Raw genomic sequence first — 19816 nt, forward strand, 5'->3', positions numbered from 1 at the left:
CTAGCCATTATTTCACTAGGGCAAGTAGCTCTGGTTTTCGTAGTCCGTGGCATTTGTTGTCACGGTTATTTTCTTGCGTTGGGTCTAACCCGGCGCTCAAGCCGACCCGCATACTGCGGGCGGCTTATCTTGTTCGTTAGCCCTCTTTCCCAATGCAACCTTAGCTCGCTAAAAATGGCTCAAAGCAATACAGAGGAAAAATCCCTTAAAGTGTCAGACATACGGATGCTTCGTCCCTTTGTGGTCCTCGAAAAAAAATCAAATATGTCTGTGGTGATTCAGCAGACTGAAACGTTCTCAGTAGAGAACTGCAAGATTTCTTTCTTCACGCCGAATAACGTATCCCTGTTCGTAAGCATATCCCACCGAGAATTAAAAGAAGCGGAAAGAATTTACAAGAGCCTAATCCATAAGGCGTTCGGCAAGAAAAACAAAATGAAAATTAAGGGGCGAAATCTGACCCGCCTTTATAATTATTTTGAGCACATCCAGAGCAGTATTATTGCCATCTATACTGCAATTGAGTCACTTGCAAATATTGCAATTCCACATAGCTACAAGCTCGAGCGCAAGAACAACAAAGGGGTAACCGAACTCTGGGACAAAGAATCAATTGAGCGCTGGTACAAAACCAGCGAAAAAATATCTGATATCGTTCCGGGCGTCTTAGAAATCGACAGCCCCAAGAAGCTGCCTCTATGGCAAAAATTTAAAGAGCTAGAAGATATTCGAAATGAAATTATTCATCAGAAGACGGCCATAAAAAGCAAAACGGATGTGGATTCACGGTTCCTCGCCCGTCTCTTACAGCCAACTATTTTTAGCACCATAAAATCCGGATTCGATCTGATTTCATATTTCTGTAGCATGGATAAGAGTCACGCATACTTCCCTTTAGGTTTTGGGGTGGCACATGTAAAGCCAGAGGAAGTTGACGACTTTGGCGATACATTCGAGAAAATTGAAGATGATTGAACCAACCGTTTTAGTCGCATGGGCTAACAATCCGGTCCAGCGGACAGTCGGCCAGCTGCGCTATCCGCCTGCCGCTGACCTTCGTCGTTAGGCGTCAATGGCAACGCTGCAGCCGGGCGAAAGGGTCGTTAGAGAGGGAACGTTTCTCTACGATCTGCAGATCGAATGCGATGTCCGAATCGTGTACAGCCCAATCCACTATGGCACTGGCGATTGGGAAGATCCGCCGGAAATTCAGAATGACCTCGAGCAGGACACGTACTACGTCCAATACGGGTCGACGACTGAACGGGGTCGCTTTAACGCGGGCGGCGGAGGCCATAGATCGCTGCCGGAAGCTATGGCGGCGGCGGAAGCCGCTCCTGGCATCGGTCCGACCGTACGCTGGCTGGGTCCGAGCGCGAATGACGCCTAACCCTTCCTATATGGACTCCCCCTCAACAGCAAGAGCCTGACCGATTGGGGACCAAGGGGTAAAAAAACCTGCAGTCGTATATCCGGCATCTGTTGTGGACTCTGTGGTGGTCCGTGCCGACATGGAATTTGCGTCACCGCTTCGCCACACGTTACAAGCGGCAGGCAAGCTGCCGGAAGAGTTATCGGCGTAGTGCGGTGTGGGAGGAACCCGATGGGCCATGATGGTCGATCATCTCGTCGCAAGTGGTGAATCGATAAGGCGCCTGGCGTGGTGATCCTGGCCGGTGTCAGTGCGGCATCACAAAGCTCTGGCGGTTCTCTTTCCTGTTCAACCGGGCTGCTTCATCGAACAGCTTGTGATCGCGCAGCGTCGCATAGCAAATGCGCGCCAGCTTGTTAGCCAGCGCGCAGGTGGCCTTGTTGTGGTTGCTGCGCCCCTGCACTTCCAGCGCCCAGCGGCGCACACCCTGTATCTCCTTGCCCGCCCCTTGCGCCACCTTGGCCGCTCGCAGCACACTGCGCGCGCCGTGCGTGAGCAGCATGCGCAAGTACCGGTCTCCCTTCTTGGAGATGCGGCCCAGATAGCGGCTGCCGCCCGAGCTGTACTCGCGGGGCGTCAGGCCAAACCAGCTGGAGAAGTGGCGTGCGTCCGCAAAGTGCGTCACATCCCCCGAGGTGGCTGCCACCATCGCAGTGGCTGTGAGCAGCCCGATACCGAGCACCGACAGCAGCAGGGTGCAGGCTGGGTTTTGCTGGGCGGCCATGCTCAACTGCCGCTCCACCTGGGCGATACGCGCTTCCAGCAAACGGATCTCTTCGAGCAATTGCGAAGCCGTGTGGCGGATCAGATCAGGCACCGCCGACTGCGGATCGGCCAGTATCCGCCCCATCGTCTCAATGCCGGTGCGCGCTCCTACGGGAATAGCGATGCCAAACTCCCGGCAAAAGCCCCGCAGGGCATTGATGCGCGAAGTGCGGGGGCCCATCCACAGCGAGCGAATGCGGTGCAACCCTTGCAAAGCCTGCTGTTCCACCGACTTCACACGCACGGGGCGCAAGTCTGACGCCCTGGCCGCTTCGAGCAAAGCGGCAGCATCGGTTGCGTCGGTCTTGTTGCGCCGCACATAGGCCCGCACGTACTGGGCGGGCAGCAGGCGCACCTTGATGCCCAGGCTGCCCAGCCAGCGCGCCCAGTGGTGGGCCGAGCCGCAGGCTTCCATGATGACCAAGCCCACGGATCGGTTGATGAACCAGCGCTCGAACTGCGAGCGGGTCAGCCGCTGGGTTTCGATGATGCGCCATTGGTCATCGGCCACGGCGATCTGGAAAACGGATTTGGCCAAGTCGACGGCCACGGTAGTAGCATGCATGTCGGACTCCTTTCGTTTGAAGACCTGATCCCCACGCCAATGAAGACCAGTGCGCCAATCTCGCGCAAACAAACGGGGGAGTCCATCCCATCATCGCAGCCGACCACCTACGGCGTCAGCTGAACTCAGGGCATTAACCGCTGAGGTTTGCCGTTCTGACTTAGTGGTGCTTTCTGGCTCTAGTGCTTATTCTGCATGCGCAAGAAGCTATTCTTTTCGTAGCACCTGCTTCTTCTGTCGTTTTAGCGCCCCAGCGGCACAACCCCACCCCTCGCCTCAAACAGCCCTACCATCGGGCCTTTGTTTTCCTCTGGAGCTTCCCTTCATGCGCGTTCTTTTCGCCCTACTTACGTCACTGGCCATTGCCCCCGCCGCCATGGCGCAGTTCGCAGGCGTCACCAGCCCCAGCGGCCTGGTTTTCCTGTCGCTCAAGGAAGGCGTGGGCGCCTCCCCGGCCGTCACCGATACCGTGAAAGTGCACTACCGTGGCACCTTCGCCGATGGCAAGGAGTTCGACAGCTCCTACAAGCGCGGCGAGCCCACCGAATTCCCGCTCAACCGCGTGATCCCCTGCTGGACCGAGGGCGTGCAGCGCATGAAGCCCGGCGGCAAGGCCCGGCTGACCTGCCCGCCCTCCATCGCCTACGGCGAGCGCGGCGCGGGCGGCGTGATTCCACCGAACGCCACGCTCACCTTCGAGATCGAGCTGGTGTCCGTGCGCCGCTGAGCGGCGCTCCGCGCCCCGGCAGGGCCTGCGCGGGCTTACACTTCCGTGCACAGGCCACGGCTTGGCCGCACGAAGGGTGCCGCCGCCGCCGCCCCCTGCCCATGAGCCTTCCCGACCTGTCCTTTCTGCTGCACGCCCAGTCCCCCGATCCGGGGTCCGAGGGCGTGCCCCAAGCCTCGCCGCCCGAACCCGCCAGCGCCCCCGCGCAGGCCGAGGGCACCCTGCCCGCGCTGGTCGCGGGGCTGCGCGCCTACCAGGCCGAGCTGGAGGCGCAGAACAAGGTGCTGCAGTACAGCCAGGCCGCCGCCGAGAGCGCATCCGAGCGCTTCGAGGCCCTGTTCTCCAGCGTGCCGCTCGCGCTCATGGTGCTGGACGAATACGACGTGGTGGTGCAGGCCAACTCCATGGCGCACCGCTCGTTCCAGCCCACCGAAAAGGACCGTCCCCTCACGGCGCTCATGCCTTTCGTGTGCGAGGACGACACCGAACGCGTGCGCGCCGCTTTCGCCACGGCCCAGGCCGAGGGGCGCAGCGAGGCCACGGAAGTCGTCTTCCACATCGGCGGCGACGCGCGCATCACGGGCGACCTGCACATCGCCCGCATCGAGATGGCGCAGGACGGCGCCGCGCCGCTCGTGCAGTTCCTCTGCGCCGTGATCGACCAGGGTCCGCTGCTGGCCGAGCGCCAGGCCCTGCAGCAGCGCAACGAGCAGCTCCATGCCAGTGAAAAGCGCATGGAGGCCATCATCAACTCCGCGCTCGACGCCATCGTCTGCGTGGACCAGCACCAGCGCATCACCGTGTTCAACCCCACGGCGGCGGCACTGTTCCAGTGCAGCGCGAGCGACGCGCTGGGCAGCCCGCTGGAGCGCTTCCTTCCCGACGCCGCGCAGGCCCTGGCCTTCGCCCAGCTCGCCACGCAGGCGCTGCTGGGCGAAATGACGGCGCGCACCGCCAGCGGCAAGGACCTGGCGGTGGAGGTCAGCGTCTCGTTCGAGCGCCATGCCGAAGGCGAGACCACCACCGTCTTCGCGCGCGACCTCACCGGCCGCAAGAAGGCCGAGGCGCACCGCAACGAGCTGGAGGCGCAGCTGCGCGAGTCGCACAAGATGCAGGCCGTGGGCACCATGGCCGGCGGCATCGCGCACGATTTCAACAACATCCTGGGCGCCATCCTGGGCAACGTGGAACTGGCCAAGGCCGACTGCGGCATGGGATCGCCCGCCATGGAGAGCCTGCTGGAGATCGAGAAGGCCGGGCGCCGCGCGCGCGACCTGGTGCGCCAGATCCTCACCTTCAGCCGCAACGAGCCGCCCCGGCGCACCGCCGTGCCCGTGGCCGAGGTCATGCACGACACCGAGCGCCTGCTGCGCGTGACCCTGCCCCCGGCCATCGACCTGCACATGCACCTGCCCAAGGGCCTGCCGCCCGTGCTGGCCGACCCCACGCAGGTGGAGCAGGCCCTGCTCAATCTCTGCACCAATGCCATCCACGCCATCGGGGACGCGCGGGGCGCGGTGCGGGTCGAAGCCGTGGCGGCCCATCCCGACCAGCGCCTGGGACTGCCCTCGGGCGACTACGTGGCCATCAGCGTGCAGGACAACGGCCCGGGCATGGACGCGGCCACCCTGGAACGCATCTTCGAACCCTTCTTCACCACCAAGCCCGTGGGCCAGGGCACGGGCCTGGGCCTGTCCGTGGTGCATGGCGTGATGCGCACGCACGCCGGCGCGGTGGATGTGCACAGCACGCCAGGCGATGGCAGCCGCTTCACGCTGTATTTCCCGGTCGCGCAGGCCTCGGTGCCGGCCGCCGAGATGCATGTCCCGGCGCCAGCGCCCGCCGCGCCCCCGGCGGCCCAGCCCCAAGGCCGCCATGTGATGTACGTGGACGACGACCAGGCCCTGGTGTTCTTGGTGCAGCGCCTGCTGCGCCGGCGCGGCTACCAGGTGAGCGGCTTCAACGACCCGCACGCCGCCGCCGACGCCCTGCGCGCCGCGCCGCACGACTATCACCTGCTCGTGACCGACTACAACATGCCCGGCTATTCCGGCGTGGACCTGCTGCAGGAGGTGCGCGGCATCCGCCCCGACCTTCCCGTGGCGCTGGCTTCGGGCCATGTCACGGCCGAGATCGAGCAGGCCGCGCTGGCGGCGGGCGCGCGCGCGCTGATCCACAAGCCCAACGACGTGCAGGAGCTGTGCGACACCGTGGACCGGCTGGTCAATGGCGCCCCCTGACGACGGCGGTCTGGCGGCGGCCGGCAGCATCGATTGCCTGCACGCCGACGGCGACCTGCTCGTGCTGGCCAAGCCCGCCGGCCTGCTGTGCGTGCCCGGGCGCGGCCCGGACAAGCAGGACTGCCTGAGCGCCCGCGCCCAGCAGCGCTGGCCCGAGGCCCTGGTGGTGCACCGGCTGGACCAGGCCACCTCGGGCCTGGTGCTGATGGCCCGCAACCTGGAGGCGCAGCGCCGCCTGAGCCAAGCCTTCGAGCAGCGCGCGGTGCGCAAGCGCTACCACGCCGTCGTGGCCGGCCGCATGGCCCCGCAGCCAGACAATGCCTGGGCCGAGATCGACCTGCCCATCGCGGCCGACTGGGAGCGCCGCCCCCTGCGCGTGATCGACACCGAGCGGGGCAAGCCAAGCCTCACGCGCTGGCACGTGCTGGGCCATGACGACGCGGCCGGCACCACGCGCCTCGCCCTGGAGCCCGTGACCGGACGCACGCACCAGCTGCGCGTGCACCTCGCCGCCGTGGGCCATGCCATCCTGGGCGATGCGCTGTACGCCGACGCGCCCATCCATGCACAAGCCCCCCGGCTGCTGCTGCATGCCGCCTGGCTGGCCTTCGAGCACCCGGTCTCGGGCGAATGGCTGGAATTCACCTCGCCCGCGCCGTTCTGAACCCAGGACCAGTTCACTTGCCGGCGCAGCGCTGCACGTTGTTGCGGCCGGTTTCCTTGGCGCGGTAGAGCGCCTTGTCGGCCTTGTTGACGAGCTGTTCGAACGTCAGGCCGGCTCCCTGGCCCAGCGTGGCCACGCCAATGCTCACGGTGACCGAAACCTGCGCCCCCTCCTCGTTCACGGTGACCTTCTGCCCGGCGATCACATGGCGCAGGGATTCGGCCAGGCCCAGCGCGCTGGCCTCGTCGGTTTCCGGCAGGACCAGCACGAACTCTTCCCCACCGAAACGCGCCACGGTGTCCACCCCATGGCGGGTGCGGGCCACGCAGGCGCTGGCGACGGCGCAGATCACCCGGTCGCCCGCCAGGTGCCCCCAGACATCATTGACCATCTTGAACAGATCGATATCCACCACCATCACCGACAGCGGATGGCCGAAGCGCTCGGCCCGGCGGCATTCGTTCTCGCCCAGTTCCATCAGCGTGCGGCGATTGGACAGGCCGGTCAGCGAGTCGTTGGCCGCCAGCAGCTCCAACGTGGCGTTGAGCCGCTGCAGCAACTGGTTCTGCTCGGTCAGCTGGCGGTTGATCTCGGCGATCTCGACCTCCTGGCGCTTGCGATCGTCGATGTTGAAGGTCACGCCGATCAACCGCTGGCCGGGCGACGTGCTCTTGCCGTCCATGATCCGGCCGTAGTTGGCGAACCAGATCCATTCACCCGCCTTGGAACGCAGCCGGAATTCACACCGGTACTGGGCCGTGCGGCCCGAAAGATGGTCCTCGACGGCCTTCTGGACCCGTGGCAGGTCGTCCGGGTGGAACAGGCCGTAGATGCCTTGCACGTCGGCGACGATTTCCTCCTCGGTGAAGCCCAGTTCCTCGAAAGTCTTGTTCGCCTTGCGGGTCACCTCCCCTGTCAGCAGGTTGTTCTCCCACAGGTCCAGGCCGGCGGCCTCCAGGGCCAACTCCAGCCTTTCCTTGTTCAGGTCTGCTTCGCTCATGGTCAGGCGGGCAGCGCCCCCGCGTAGCCCAGGTTGCGCAGCAGCGCGGCGAACGACGCCACCACGCCAGGCGTGCCGCACAGCTTTTCCGCGGCACGCACCTGGATCACGCTGACCATCTTTCCGGTGCTCTTGCCGGCGGTCGCGTCGAAGTATTCCGCCAGGTCGTCGCTGGCGTTGGAAAAGCCCCGTCCCGTGCTTTCGGAGTAGTAGCAGATGGAGTCGGGCGCGACGATGTCGGGCGCGGTGCTCGACGCCGAGTACATGATGAGGTTCTCGTTCAGGTTGTAGAGGTAGTGCGTCTGCGTGCTGTGCGCGGGATCGGTGGTGTTGTCCAGGCGAATGACGCCCGAGTCAAGCGATGCGCTCGACGTGGATTGCGTCACCGCCGTGATGTAGAAGTTGGTCACGACGGCGCTGGCGGCGCGGCCGGTGATCAGGGAGATCATCGCGGCCAGTTCGGCCGACGTGGGCGGGCTGGCCGCCCCCAGCAGGAAGCGGCCCAGGGCGTGCGTCTGCCGCAGGGTTCCGGCGATATAGCTGCCCGCCAGGGCGTGGCCGTTGCCCGCGTTGGAAGGCCACATGGCGATCCCCGAATACCCGCCAAAGCCCCCCACCACGCCGCCCGCCAGGGTTTCGACCTTGGCCGCCGTGGCGGCATGGAGCAGCGCCGATTCGACGGCCCCGGGCGCCTCGGCATCGCTGGCCAGCGCGCAGGGGCACGGCGCCAGCAGCGGATTGCCCGTGAAGGTGGTCTGGGGCAGCTGCGGAACGGCACGCCCGGCGCCATCGCCGTCGACCACCCAGACCGCGCCCTGGGACATCGCGGCGCCAATCAGGGGCACCAGGGAGTTGATCGGACCGATCTCCACGGGAATGAAACAACCCAGCACGGCGTCGGTCCCGGTCTCCAGCACCCGCGTGGTGTTGCGGATCGAATGCTCGATGGCGGCCAGCGTCAGGTGGTCGGCCGCGTCGGGAGACCCCATGATGGCCAGCACGCAGGCGTTGGTCACGCCGTCGTAGTCGCGCACCGCCACCGTGCCACTCCAGCCGCGCTGCTCCAGTTCCTGGAGGATGGCGAGCGCGTCGTGGTAGCTGCCGCCACCGCCGCTGGCGAGCACGGCGGCCCCGGCCGCGATGGCCTGGAAATCACTTAATCCGTATGCATGAATGTCCATGGCGCTTCTCCCGCTGGCGACCACGCTGCTGCACCGCTCTTGGCGGGCGCGCGCCCTGGCACCAAGGCTAACCGACAACCGGCCTCGCGCAGGCTCAGTAAAACCCGCAGTTTTCCGGCTGTCATCCGCACGACCCGCAGCCTTCGGCCAGGCGGGTACCATGCGGAAATGCCTCAACACCTCACCATCCTGACCGGTGCATCGCGCGGCATGGGCCTGGCCATGGCGCGCCAGCTGCTGCGCCCCGGCCACACGCTGCTGTGCCTGTCGCGCCGCACCAACGCCACGCTGGCCAGCGAGGCCGCCGCCCAGGGCGCCACCCTGCTGCAATGGGAACAGGACCTGGCCGACGCCGGGCAGGCCGCCGAGCGCCTGCGCGGCTGGCTGCAGCAGGCCCCGGCAGGCGCCTTCGCCAGCGCCACCCTGATCAACAACGCCGGGGTGATTCCCCCCATCGCGCCGCTGTCGGCCAGCGCGGGCGCCGACCTGGCCATGGCGCTGCGCGTGGGGTTGGAGGCGCCGATGCTGCTGTGCGCGGCCTTCCTGGGCGCCACCGAGGGCTGGGGCGTGCCGCGCAAGGTGCTCAACATTTCCTCGGGCCTGGGGCGCCGCGCCATGGCCTCGCAGGCCGCCTACTGCGCGGCCAAGGCGGGCATGGACCACTTCACGCGCTGCATGGCGCTGGACGAGGCCGGCAAGCCCCACGGCGCCAAGGTGTGCTCGCTGGCGCCCGGCGTGATCGACACCGACATGCAGGCGCAGCTGCGCGACGCGGCCCCCGACGCCTTCCCGGACCGCCAGAATTTCGCCAACCTCAAGACGGGTGGCCAGCTCACATCACCCCAGGACGCCGCCACCCGCGTGCTCGCCTGGCTGGACCGCGCGGACTTCGGCACGAACCCCGTGGCCGACGTGCGCGAAACATGAAAGCCCCCCTGAGCCGCTGCGCGTCTTCCCCCAGGGGGGACGCCACCCGTGGCCCGGCCAAGCCGGTTCCACAGGCCGCAGACACTTACTCATTTATTCATAGCTATCAGCGCTTGACTGGCAAGCGCTAGAGGCCTTTTTCATTCAAGGAGATTCCCATGACCCGTGAAGTCGTCGTCGTCAGCGCCGTGCGCACCGCCATTGGCACCTTTGGCGGCAGCCTGAAGGATGTGCCGCCCACCACGCTGGGCGCGCTGGTGGTGCGCGAATCGCTCGCCCGCGCCAGCGTGGAGGGCAAGGACGTGGGCCATGTGGTGTTCGGCCACGTGGTCAACACCGAGCCGCGCGACATGTACCTCTCGCGCGTGGCGGCCATCGAGGGCGGCTGCGCCGAGGGCACGCCCGCGTTCAACGTCAACCGCCTGTGCGGCTCGGGCCTGCAGGCCATCGTGTCGGCGGCGCAGAGCATCCAGCTGGGCGACGCCGACGTGGCCATCGGCGGCGGCGCCGAGGTGATGAGCCGCGTGCCCTTCGCCAGCCTGAACATGCGCTGGGGCGCCCGCATGGGCGACACCAAGATGGTGGACATGATGATCGGCGCGCTGCACGACCCCTTCCACAACATCCATATGGGCGTGACGGCCGAGAACATCGCCGCCAAATGGGGCATCACGCGCGAGGACCAGGACCGCCTGGCCGTGGAAAGCCACAACCGCGCCGAGCGCGCCACGCAGGCAGGCTATTTCAAGGACCAGATCGTGCCCGTGACCCTCAAGAGCAGGAAGGGCGACGTGCAGTACGCGACCGACGAGCACTTCCGCCCTGGCGCCACCATGGACGACATGGCCAAGCTCAAGCCCGTGTTCATCAAGGAAAACGGCACGGTGACTGCTGGCAACGCCTCGGGCATCAACGACGCAGCGGCCGCCGTGGTGCTGATGGACGCACAAGCCGCCCAGGCGCGCGGCGCCAAGCCGCTGGCGCGCCTGGTGGCCTACGCCCATGCTGGCGTGGACCCCAAGTACATGGGCATCGGCCCCGTGCCTGCCACGCAACTGGCGCTGAAGAAGGCCGGCCTCACGGTGAAGGATCTGGACGTGATCGAGGCCAACGAGGCCTTCGCGGCCCAGGCCTGCGCCGTCACCAAGGACCTGGGCCTGGACCCGGCCAAGGTCAACCCCAACGGCTCGGGCATCTCGCTGGGCCACCCCATCGGCGCCACGGGCGCGCTGATCACCGTGAAGGCCCTGCACGAGCTGCAGCGCATCCAGGGCCGCTACGCGCTGGTGACCATGTGCATCGGCGGCGGCCAGGGCATCGCGGCCATCTTCGAGCGCATGTAAATCCCTCACCCCGGGCGGCCCGCCCTGCCGCCCTTTTCCCGATTTGACGGAGACCCAAACCCCATGATTCGCCAATTGCTGTCTTTCACCGCCCTGGCCCTGGCCATGGGCGCCCCGGCCCACGCGCAGGCCCCCGCCCCGGCATTCCCCAGCAAGCCGATCCGCCTGATCGTGCCCTTCCCGCCCGGCGGCGGCACGGACATCCTCTCGCGCCTGGTGGCGACCAAGCTCACCGAGGCCAACAAGTGGACCGTGGTGGCCGACAACAAGGCCGGCGCGGGCGGCACCATCGGCATCGGCGAGGCGGTGAAGGCCGCGCCCACCGGCCATGACATCGTGATGGGCCAGAAGGACAACCTCGTCATCGGCCCCTGGCTCTACAAGAACCTGCCCTGGGACCCGACCAAGGACCTGACGGCCGTGGCCCACGTGGCCTACACGCCCGTCATCATCGCCACCAGCGCCAACTCCCGGTTCAAGACCCTGGCCGATGTGATCACCGCCGCGCGCGCCGAACCCGGCAAGATCACTTACGGCTCGCCGGGCAACGGCACCTCCATCCACCTGGCGGGAGACCTGTTCGAGAAGGCCGCCGGCATCAAGCTCAGCCACATCCCCTACAAGGGCTCCAACCCGGCCATGATGGACGCGCTGGCAGGCAACGTGGACCTGCTGGTGTCGTCCGTGCCCTCGGCCATGGGCCAGATCAAGGCCGGCAAGCTACGCCCGCTGGCCGTCACCTCGGCCAAACGCAGTTCTTCCCTGCCCGATGTGCCCACCGTGGCCGAGTCCGGCTTCAAGGACTTCGACGTGAGCACCTGGTACGGCCTGTTCGCCCCCGCCGGCACGCCGCCCGCCGTGGTGGCCACGCTGAACGCCGAGGTCAACAAGCTGCTGGCCACGGCCGACATGAAGGCCGCCATCCACGCCCAGGGCGCCGAACCGCAAGCCCTGACGCCCGCGCAGTTCGACAGCCTGCTCAAGAGCGATCACGCCAAGTGGAAGGGCATCGTCGAAGCTTCGGGCGCAAAGATCGAGTAACGCAAAAAAAAAGGCTCCCGAGGGGAGCCTTTCTGCTTCAGGGGGCGCGGTTCAGTCGCGCACCACCAGCACCGGCACGTGCACCAGGCCCAGCACACGCTGGGTGACGCTGCCCAGCACCAGCTTCTCGATGCCGCGGCGGCCATGCGAACCCATGATGATGATGTCGGCACCCGTGCTCTCGCGCGCACGCGCAATGCCCTCCTGCACGGCATGGCCCTCGCCCACCACGGTGTTGGCCTGCACGCCGGCCTCTTCCATGGCCTTCTTGGCGGCATCCAGGGCCGCATTGGCCTCGGCCGTGGCGGCACTGAGGTACTGGGCCTGACCGTAGGCGAAATCAGCACCCACGCCGGTGAACGGATAGGGGTCAATCACATACAGAACCGTGACGGCGCTGCCGAACGTCTTGGCCAGGCCTGCCGCCTTGGAAACAGCCAGCATCGAAGTGGGGGAACCGTCCACGGGGACCAGAATGTGCTTGAACATGGATGAACTCCTAGGGTTGATTGGAAGGTAGTCGCCCGGGCTCCGCAGGGGCCTGCGTCTGTGCATGCCAGTGTAACGCGCGCCTTCCCTGGCACCGGAGAATAAGGCGCTTTCATACCCCCGCTGCCACGGAAACGCAACGCCAGCCGCCAGCCCGGGCGGGCGCCGTCAGTCCCGGTGCTTGCCGTGGCCATGCCCCTTGCCATGGCCGTGCCCTTTGCCAGGGCCCTCGCCGCGCCCTGGGCCGCGTGGCGGCTCCTTCACGAAATACACCGGCTGGTTGCACGCGTCATAGCGGGCGCAGTGCTTGCGCCAGTTCTTGGCGTGCCCCGGGGGCACGTAGAGGTAGATCGGCGCACGCGGCACCACCACGGCAGGCTGATGAATCACCACCGGTTGCGGGTACAGCAGCGGCGGCGGCGGCGCGTTGCCGATCTGGATGCGGCCGTAGACCCCGGGCGCGAGTTCGCCGCCGACCGTTGCGTTGACATAGGCCTGGGCATGCGCCGAACCGGTGGCCACCCCGAGCAGAGCGGCGCCGCAAAGCAGGAAATGCAGGCATGGTTTCATGGGACACCTCGTATGGAAGGAACAAACCAGCGGGACACAAGGGCGCGCCCTCGGGTATTCAAAAAAACAACAAAAACCGCCACAAACGCTTACAAATAGAGCGCTAAATGCTATACATAGTATAGCTAAACCACAGGAATTCCGTGGTCACCCAGGGGTTCCTCCAACGCCTGGGCCGGGCCGGGCGCACCGAACAGGTGGCCCTGCCAATGGTGGCAGCCAAAGCTGGCCAGCACATCGCGCTGTTCGACTGTTTCCACCCCCTCGGCGATCACCCCCAGATCGAGGCTGTGCGCCAGCGCCACGATGGTGCGCGCGATCGCCGCATCGTTCGGGTCGGTCAGCACATCGCGCACGAAACCCTGGTCGATCTTGAGCTGGTCCAGCGGCAGGCGCTTGAGGTAGCCCAGGCTGGAAAACCCCGTGCCAAAGTCGTCCAGAGCGAAGGCCACGCCCCACCGACGCAGCTCTGACATGCGCGCGATGGTGCCTTCAACGTCGTCCAGCAGCACGGACTCGGTCAGCTCGATTTTCAGGCGCGATGGGTCAGCCCCGCTGTCCTGCAGGGCACGCAGCACGTCATCGACGAAGCCGCCGTGGCGGAACTGGCGCGCGCTCACGTTGACCGCCAGGACCAGCCCGGCGGTTTCGGGCCGCTGGGCCCAATGCGCCAACTGAACACAGGCGCTGCGCAGCACCCATTCGCCCAGCGGCACGATCAGCCCCGAGGATTCGGCAGCGGCGATGAAGTCCGCCGGCAGCACCAGGCCGCGCTGCGGATGCCGCCAGCGCACCAGGGCTTCGGCACCCACCCGCTGGCCGTCCGGCCCTACCTGGGCTTGGTAATGCAGCACGAACTGCTGCTCGCGCAGCGCCTGGCGCAGGCCGGCTTCGAGCGCCGTGCGTTCGGTGACGGCCACCTGGGCACGCGGGTCGAAGAAGCGCAAGGTGTTGCGGCCGGCCGCCTTGGCCTGGTACATGGACAGATCACCGCGCTTGAGCAGTTCGTCCACGGTGCCATGCGCGTCCGCGAAAAGCGCCACGCCGATGCTGCACGAGGTGTGGTGGGTATGGCCCTCCAGCGTGTAGGTCTGGCCCAGCGCCTGCAGCACCTTGCGGCCCACGGCCTCGGCCTGTGCCGCCGCGTCCTGGCCGCCAAGGCCCAGGTTTTCCAGCAGCAGCACGAATTCATCGCCCCCCAGCCGCGCCACGGTGTCCCCCAGCCGCACACAGCCCTCCAGGCGCGCGGCCACCTGCTTGAGCAATTCGTCGCCTACGTCATGGCCCTGCGTGTCGTTGAGGTCCTTGAAGTTGTCGAGGTCGACGAACAGCAGCGCGCCGCCCGAGCCCGTGCGCGCGCTGCTGTCGAGCGCGTGCTGCAGCCGGTCCACCATGAGGCGGCGGTTGGGCAGGCCGGTCAACGGGTCGTAGAACGCAAGGCGGCGGATTTCCTCTTCGGCGCTCTTGCGCTCGGAGATGTCGATCTGCGTGCCGACATAGTGCGTGACCTCGCCCTCCTGGTTCTTCACGGCCGAGATCGTCACCCAGGCCGGGTAGATCTCACCGTTCTTGCGGCGGTTCCAGATTTCGCCCTTCCATTGCCCGTTGGCCGCCACCTCCTGCCACAGGGCCCGGTAGAAGGTGTCGTCCTGGCGGCCCGACTGCAGAAGCCGGGGTGACTGGCCGATCAGCTCCTGCTCGCTGTAGCCCGTCAAGCGCACGAAGGCTCGGTTGACTTTCAGGATGCACCGGTCCGGTCCTGTGACGATCATGCCTTCCTGCGATTCAAACACCGTCGCCGCGATGCGCTGGGACTCCTCGATACGCCGCAGTTCGGTGATTTCGGTGGAAATCCCGCACAGCGCCACGATGGTGCCATCGGGCTTGCGCAACGGCAGCTTGACCGAGAGGTAGACATGCGTGCTGCCATCGGCCTGCAGCGTGTTCACCTCCTCGGCCTCGATCCGCTCGCCGCCCTCCAGCACCCGGCTGTCATTGGCCCGCAGTTGCAGCAGGGTCTCGGCATTGAAAAAGGCCGTATCGTCCTTGCCCAGCAGCTCTTGCGCCGTGCAGCCGAACAGTTCCAGCGTGTGGCGGTTGGCGTACTGGTAACGGTAATCCGTGCCTTTGATGTAGATATAGGCCTCCACGCTGTCGAGGATGGTGGCCAGTTTGTGCTCATTCACCTGTAGGTGGTGCGTGCGCTCCTGGACCTGCCGCCGCAGCACGAGCACGGCCAGCACCAGCAGCCCACTGAGCGCCGCGAAGGCCGCCAGACTCCACCAGCCCCATGGCACCCCGCCCGCCGCGCGCCCGCCTTCCTGCCCTCCCCAGCGCTGCAGCACCCGGGAATAGCTGGCATCGGTGCCGCTGCGCCAAACCCGCACATGCTGGTCGATCGCTGCCAGCAGATCGGCGTTGTGCCCAGGTTCCGCCGCGAAATACAGCGCGGCGGGCTGGAACACGATGCCGGAATCCTCCAGCCCGAACCGAACCCGGTGGAGATTGCCGAACAGGTGGTTGGCAATGGCGGCATCGGCCTGCCCCGACTGCACCATGGCGAAGGCCTGGGCCGGGGTGGCCACGTCCAGCAAGGTCACCTTCACCCCGAAATGCGCCATCTGGTCGGCAAAGTAGTCTTTTTGCAACGATCCTTCGAGCACCGCCACGCGCTGGCCCCGCAGATCGAAGACCGAATGGATGGCCGTTCCAGGGGCGCGGTAGACCTGCGACCAGCCATGGAGCACGGGCAGGCGGTGGAAGGCCAGGTGCGACCGGCGTTCGTCGGACTGCGTCACGCCAGGCAGCAAATCGATACGCCGTTCATGCAGTGCATCGAGGCACACCTGGCGTTCGCAGGGCAGAAAAGACAGCCGCCAGTTCTCGCGCGCCGCCACCAGATGCAGCAAATCGATGAAAACCCCCGCAGGCTGACCGGAGGCATCCATGAAAATCCGGGGCTCATTGGAATGCACCCCTACCCTTACCTCGCGCGCAGGCGTGGCCAGACACGCGGCAGGCAGCACGGCCCACAGCAGCCAGATGGCCCAGGGCCACCGGTTCCGGCGCACGGCAACAGTCACGCGGCGCTCCCCGCTGAAGAAGAGGAAGGGCTCATCGTAACTAGTTTTTACAAAATCAGTCCGTCCGGGCTTCCCTGCGTGTAGCATGCGTGGCAGAACCATTGACACAGTCGGTCAGACACCATGCCCCACGAACGCCGCCACTACATCCGTGTGACCTTTGATGCACCGGCGCTGCTCACCACCGCCACCAGCACCCACAGCGCGCATGTGCTGGACCTCTCTCTCAAGGGAGCCTTGGTGGCGCTGGCCCCGGGCGTGGTGCTGCCCCCTGGGACCTTGTGCCAGTTGACGGTGCCTCTGACCAGCACCAGCGACCATATCGCCATGTCGGCCGAGGTGGCGCATGTGGAAGGCCACTTCGCCGGTCTGCTGTGCCGCACCATCGACCTCGACAGCGTGACGCACCTGCGCCGCCTGATCGAACTGCAGCTTGGCGCACCCTCATTGCTGGAGCGCGATCTGGCCGAGCTCTCGGCGGTGACGCCGCTCACCTCTGAGCCGCCATCCGTGCATTGAATTCGACATGCGCACGCTTCGCCTGCACGGCCCTGGGCCCATTCTCCCCGCACCGATGGGTGCCAGGCAGCCACGGAGGATGAGATGCTGAACGCCAGCGCGCCCATCGTGAAGGAGCAGCCCCACAGGCAGACGGTGCTGATCGTGGACGACACGCCGCAGAACATCACGGTACTGGGAGAGCTGCTACAGCCCCACTACACCGTGCGTGCCGCCAACTCCGGCGAGCGTGCCCTGCGTGCCGCCCATTCGGACCCGCGTCCCGACATCATTTTGCTGGACGTGATGATGCCCGGCATGAGCGGCTACGAGGTTCTGCGGCAATTGCGCGCGGAAAAAGACACACGCGATATCCCGGTGATCTTCGTCACGGCCATGGACAGCACGGAAAGCGAGGAGCAAGGACTGGAGCTGGGAGCGGCGGACTACATCACCAAGCCGGTCAAGCCGGCCATCGTGCTGGCGCGGGTGCGCACGCACCTCGAATTCAAGCATGCGCGCGACCGCTTGGCGAACCAGAACGAATGGCTGGAACGCGAGGTAGCGCGGCGCATGAGCGAGAACCTGCTGATCCAGGACCTGAGCATGCGCGCGCTGGCGAGTCTGGCCGAGGCCCGCGATACCGACACCGGCCACCACATCCTGCGCACCCAGGCCTATGTCGACATCCTGGCGCGGCATCTGGAACACCACGAGCGTTTCCGGGAGGCCCTCGCAGGGGGAAGGCTGGCCATGGTGGTCAAGGCAGCCCCGTTGCACGATCTGGGCAAGGTTGGGATTCCCGACGCCATCCTGCTCAAGCCCGGGCGGCTAACGCCCGAGGAATTCGAGATCATGAAGACCCACGCAGCCATTGGTGCCGCTGCCATCGGCAAAGCCATGCAGGATGCACTGGCCGCAGCAGATGACGTCACGGCCGCCCAGGCCTCCGGCGCGTTTGCCTTCCTGCAGGTGGCTCACGAAATCGCCCTGTCCCACCATGAAAAATGGGACGGCAGCGGCTACCCCGCCGGGCTGGCCGGCGACAGTATTCCCGCCTCGGGGCGGCTGATGGCGCTGGCCGACGTGTTCGATGCACTGACCTGCCATCGCATCTACAAGAAGCCCATGTCCATCGGGCAGGCCACGCAGATCCTCACCGAGGGGCGCGGCACCCATTTCGATCCGGACGTGGTCGACGCCTATTTGGCGTGCCGCGAGCGCTTTGCCGACATTGCCATGCGTTTCCACGACACAGCGCCCGTTTTCGCGGGGTCGATCAGCTGAGCCGCTCCAGCCCCCCTTCACAGGCAAGGTGGGCCAGCCTCTGGTCAATGGTTTTTTTCAGCGTCCTGCAGCATCCGCCACATCACCTTGCCGCTACCGCTCTTGGGCAGGGCCTCGACGAACTGCACCACACGCGGCACCTTGTACACCGCCATGTTCTCGCGGCACCAGCCGATGATGTCCTGCTCGGTGGTGTCCTTGTGGCTGGCGCGCAGCACCACCACGGCCTTCACGCTTTCGCCACGGTAGGCATCCTTCACGGAGATGATGCAGGCCTCCTGGATGGCCGGATGGCGGAACATCAACGCCTCCACCTCCGCCGGCCAGACCTTGAAGCCCGAGGCATTGATCATGCGCTTGAGGCGGTCCGTGATGAAGAAATAGCCATCCTCATCCATGCGGCCAAGATCGCCTGAGCGAAAAAACCGCCGCCCCTCGAAATCGACAAAGGCCGCCTCCGTGGCCTCCGGGCGTTTCCAATAGCCGTCGAACACCTCCGGGCCATGGATGATGATCTCGCCGGATTCGCCCACCGGCATCTCCCGCAGGGTCTCGGGGTCGACCACGCGGGCATCGGTGCCCACGAACGGAACACCCAGGCATTGCTGCTTGGGGTTGTCCGGCGGGTTGCTGTGCGAGGGAGCCGCTGTTTCCGTCAACCCATAGCCCTCTGCGTAACGCAACCCGTACTGCTCAAGCAAGCGCTGGGCCACGGCCTGGGGCATGGCCGCACCACCGCCGCCGATGTAATTGAGGCTGGAGAGGTCGTACTGCGCGAAGTTCGGACTCGCCAGCAGATCGATGACCATGGTGGGAATATTGGTCCAGGAGGTCACTTTCCAGCGCGAGATCAGCCTTCCCGCCAGATCGCGGTCCCATCGCGGCATGATCACCAACGTGGCCCCGGCGTAAATGGTGGAGTGCATCACGCTCACCATGCCCGTGATGTGGAACATGGGCACCACGGCCAGCGTGATGTTTTCGGCCGAAGCATTACCCCACAAGGCACTGGCCACAGCGTTGTGCATGATGCTGCGGTGCGGATGCATGCAGCCCTTGGGCAGTCCCGTGGTGCCGCTGGTATACGGCAACACCGCCAGATCACGCGGGCCCGCCACATGCTCGGGCGGTGTGTCGCTGCATGCCAGCAGGTCCGCCCAAGAATGCACCTCACCCCCTTCCAGCTCAGGCAGCGGATACACGGTGCAGAGCCAGTCGTGCCACGCGGCCGGTGGCGCGTCCTCGCCGCACGTCTGGGGGTCGAAGGCATCCGTGAACTGCGTCACCACCAGATGCGCCAGCGCCTGCCCCGCGGGCAGCGCATTGCTGGCCTTGGCCAGTTCGGGCGCCAGATCTGCCGTGGTGATCGCGACACGGGCATCCGGGTCGGTGATGTAGTGCTTGAGTTCCTCGGCACGGTTCATCGGATTCACCGGAACCACCACCGCATTGGCCCGCAGGATAGCGAAATGCGCCAGCACCAGCTGCGGGCAGTTCTGCATGCACAGCACAACCCGGTCACCGCGCTGAACGCCCATCGCATGCAGCTGCGCCGCCAACCGCTCGGCACCCTCCACCAGTTCCTTGTAGCTGAAGGTGCGCCCAAAAAACACCACAGCCGGCTTGTCCGGATAACGCTGCGCACTGATGGCCAGATTCGCCCACAGCGACGTGGCGGGCGGCATGATGGAATGGGGAAGACGACGGGGCCAGAATCGGTGGTGCGGGCGCATGGGGACTCCTTTGCAAGGCAGTCTAGTTCCCGCTCAATCCACAAAGCTGGGGGTTTTCCCACAGTGATGTCACCCATGAGTCACCACGGGAATCGACCCTATCCCGAGATAAATCATGTTTTCCCCTTTCTCACCACAGAATCAAGGAAAGAGAAAACAGTGAACATCAACGCACGGTCCTTTTGCCTTGCTGTCTTGCCTGTGCATTGCATTCGAAGGGATTCCATACCGATGAAGGAGCCAGACAATGCTCAATGTTTCTCAAGCCACT

The 19816-nt window shown here is 65.6% G+C and carries 17 protein-coding genes; 10 read left to right on the forward strand and 7 right to left on the reverse strand.

Annotated elements, in window-relative coordinates; translation table 11 throughout:
- Nucleotides 1-174 precede the first annotated feature (174 nt).
- Complete coding sequence (locus tag D8S75_RS17435; RefSeq protein ID WP_157982614.1) at nucleotides 175-975, forward strand: hypothetical protein; 801 nt, start codon at nucleotides 175-177, stop codon at nucleotides 973-975.
- 97 nt (nucleotides 976-1072) lie between these two features.
- Nucleotides 1073-1390: a hypothetical protein gene (locus tag D8S75_RS07915; RefSeq protein ID WP_119965670.1), complete on the forward strand. Its 318-nt coding sequence runs from the start codon at nucleotides 1073-1075 to the stop codon at nucleotides 1388-1390.
- A gap of 289 nt (nucleotides 1391-1679) precedes the next feature.
- Here D8S75_RS07915 and D8S75_RS07920 read toward each other — a convergent pair whose 3' ends face one another.
- Complete coding sequence (locus D8S75_RS07920) at nucleotides 1680-2762, reverse strand: IS110 family RNA-guided transposase (protein ID WP_119965672.1); 1083 nt, start codon at nucleotides 2760-2762, stop codon at nucleotides 1680-1682.
- A 325-nt stretch (nucleotides 2763-3087) separates the two neighbouring features.
- Here D8S75_RS07920 and D8S75_RS07925 point away from each other — a divergent pair, with 325 nt between their 5' ends.
- The 3 genes from D8S75_RS07925 (at nucleotide 3088) to D8S75_RS07935 (ending at nucleotide 6393) form a co-directional block, all read left to right on the forward strand.
- Nucleotides 3088-3489, forward strand: a complete 402-nt coding sequence (locus tag D8S75_RS07925) for an FKBP-type peptidyl-prolyl cis-trans isomerase (protein WP_119965673.1) — start codon at nucleotides 3088-3090, stop codon at nucleotides 3487-3489.
- 101 nt (nucleotides 3490-3590) lie between these two features.
- Complete coding sequence (locus D8S75_RS07930) at nucleotides 3591-5729, forward strand: PAS domain-containing hybrid sensor histidine kinase/response regulator (RefSeq protein WP_119965675.1); 2139 nt, start codon at nucleotides 3591-3593, stop codon at nucleotides 5727-5729.
- Nucleotides 5716-6393 carry an RluA family pseudouridine synthase gene (locus D8S75_RS07935; protein WP_119965676.1) on the forward strand — a complete coding sequence of 226 codons (678 nt, stop codon included), beginning with the start codon at nucleotides 5716-5718 and terminating at the stop codon, nucleotides 6391-6393. The genes D8S75_RS07930 and D8S75_RS07935 overlap by 14 nt, the downstream gene beginning before the upstream one ends.
- Nucleotides 6394-6406: 13 nt before the next feature.
- On the opposite strand, the gene D8S75_RS07940 is transcribed toward D8S75_RS07935, so the two are convergent.
- Together D8S75_RS07940 and D8S75_RS07945 are read right to left on the reverse strand one after the other, a co-directional pair.
- On the reverse strand, nucleotides 6407-7393 hold the full coding sequence (locus D8S75_RS07940; protein WP_119965678.1) for a sensor domain-containing diguanylate cyclase: 987 nt from the start codon (nucleotides 7391-7393) through the stop codon (nucleotides 6407-6409).
- Nucleotides 7394-7395: 2 nt separating this feature from the next.
- The gene (locus tag D8S75_RS07945) at nucleotides 7396-8574 is read right to left on the reverse strand and encodes an S-methyl thiohydantoin desulfurase domain-containing protein (protein ID WP_119965680.1); all 1179 of its coding nucleotides are present in this window, start codon (nucleotides 8572-8574) and stop codon (nucleotides 7396-7398) included.
- A 168-nt stretch (nucleotides 8575-8742) separates the two neighbouring features.
- Here D8S75_RS07945 and D8S75_RS07950 point away from each other — a divergent pair, with 168 nt between their 5' ends.
- The 3 genes from D8S75_RS07950 (at nucleotide 8743) to D8S75_RS07960 (ending at nucleotide 11885) form a co-directional block, all read left to right on the forward strand.
- Nucleotides 8743-9501: an SDR family NAD(P)-dependent oxidoreductase gene (locus tag D8S75_RS07950; RefSeq protein ID WP_119965681.1), complete on the forward strand. Its 759-nt coding sequence runs from the start codon at nucleotides 8743-8745 to the stop codon at nucleotides 9499-9501.
- Nucleotides 9502-9659: 158 nt separating this feature from the next.
- Nucleotides 9660-10844, forward strand: a complete 1185-nt coding sequence (gene bktB / locus D8S75_RS07955) for a beta-ketothiolase BktB (protein ID WP_119965683.1) — start codon at nucleotides 9660-9662, stop codon at nucleotides 10842-10844.
- Nucleotides 10845-10907: 63 nt separating this feature from the next.
- Nucleotides 10908-11885, forward strand: coding sequence for a tripartite tricarboxylate transporter substrate binding protein (locus D8S75_RS07960; protein ID WP_119965685.1), 978 nt, complete (start codon nucleotides 10908-10910; stop codon nucleotides 11883-11885).
- A 51-nt stretch (nucleotides 11886-11936) separates the two neighbouring features.
- Here D8S75_RS07960 and D8S75_RS07965 read toward each other — a convergent pair whose 3' ends face one another.
- The 3 genes from D8S75_RS07965 to D8S75_RS17865 all read right to left on the reverse strand — a co-directional run bounded on the left by D8S75_RS07965 (nucleotide 11937) and on the right by D8S75_RS17865 (nucleotide 16027).
- Nucleotides 11937-12374, reverse strand: coding sequence for a universal stress protein (locus D8S75_RS07965; protein WP_119965686.1), 438 nt, complete (start codon nucleotides 12372-12374; stop codon nucleotides 11937-11939).
- Nucleotides 12375-12542: 168 nt separating this feature from the next.
- Nucleotides 12543-12944 (reverse strand): hypothetical protein, encoded by a 402-nt coding sequence (locus D8S75_RS07970; protein ID WP_119965688.1) that lies wholly within the window; start codon nucleotides 12942-12944, stop codon nucleotides 12543-12545.
- A 125-nt stretch (nucleotides 12945-13069) separates the two neighbouring features.
- Nucleotides 13070-16027 (reverse strand): EAL domain-containing protein, encoded by a 2958-nt coding sequence (locus tag D8S75_RS17865; protein WP_306419019.1) that lies wholly within the window; start codon nucleotides 16025-16027, stop codon nucleotides 13070-13072.
- A 123-nt stretch (nucleotides 16028-16150) separates the two neighbouring features.
- Here D8S75_RS17865 and D8S75_RS07980 point away from each other — a divergent pair, with 123 nt between their 5' ends.
- Nucleotides 16151-16546 (forward strand): PilZ domain-containing protein, encoded by a 396-nt coding sequence (locus D8S75_RS07980; protein ID WP_119965691.1) that lies wholly within the window; start codon nucleotides 16151-16153, stop codon nucleotides 16544-16546.
- A gap of 84 nt (nucleotides 16547-16630) precedes the next feature.
- Nucleotides 16631-17812 carry a response regulator gene (locus D8S75_RS07985; RefSeq protein ID WP_119965693.1) on the forward strand — a complete coding sequence of 394 codons (1182 nt, stop codon included), beginning with the start codon at nucleotides 16631-16633 and terminating at the stop codon, nucleotides 17810-17812.
- Nucleotides 17813-17856: 44 nt separating this feature from the next.
- On the opposite strand, the gene D8S75_RS07990 is transcribed toward D8S75_RS07985, so the two are convergent.
- Nucleotides 17857-19545, reverse strand: coding sequence for a long-chain fatty acid--CoA ligase (locus tag D8S75_RS07990; RefSeq protein WP_119965695.1), 1689 nt, complete (start codon nucleotides 19543-19545; stop codon nucleotides 17857-17859).
- Nucleotides 19546-19816: the final 271 nt, after the last annotated feature.

Origin of the sequence: Simplicispira lacusdiani, from assembly GCF_003604195.1 — a bacterium.
Lineage (GTDB): Bacteria > Pseudomonadota > Gammaproteobacteria > Burkholderiales > Burkholderiaceae_C > Simplicispira > Simplicispira lacusdiani.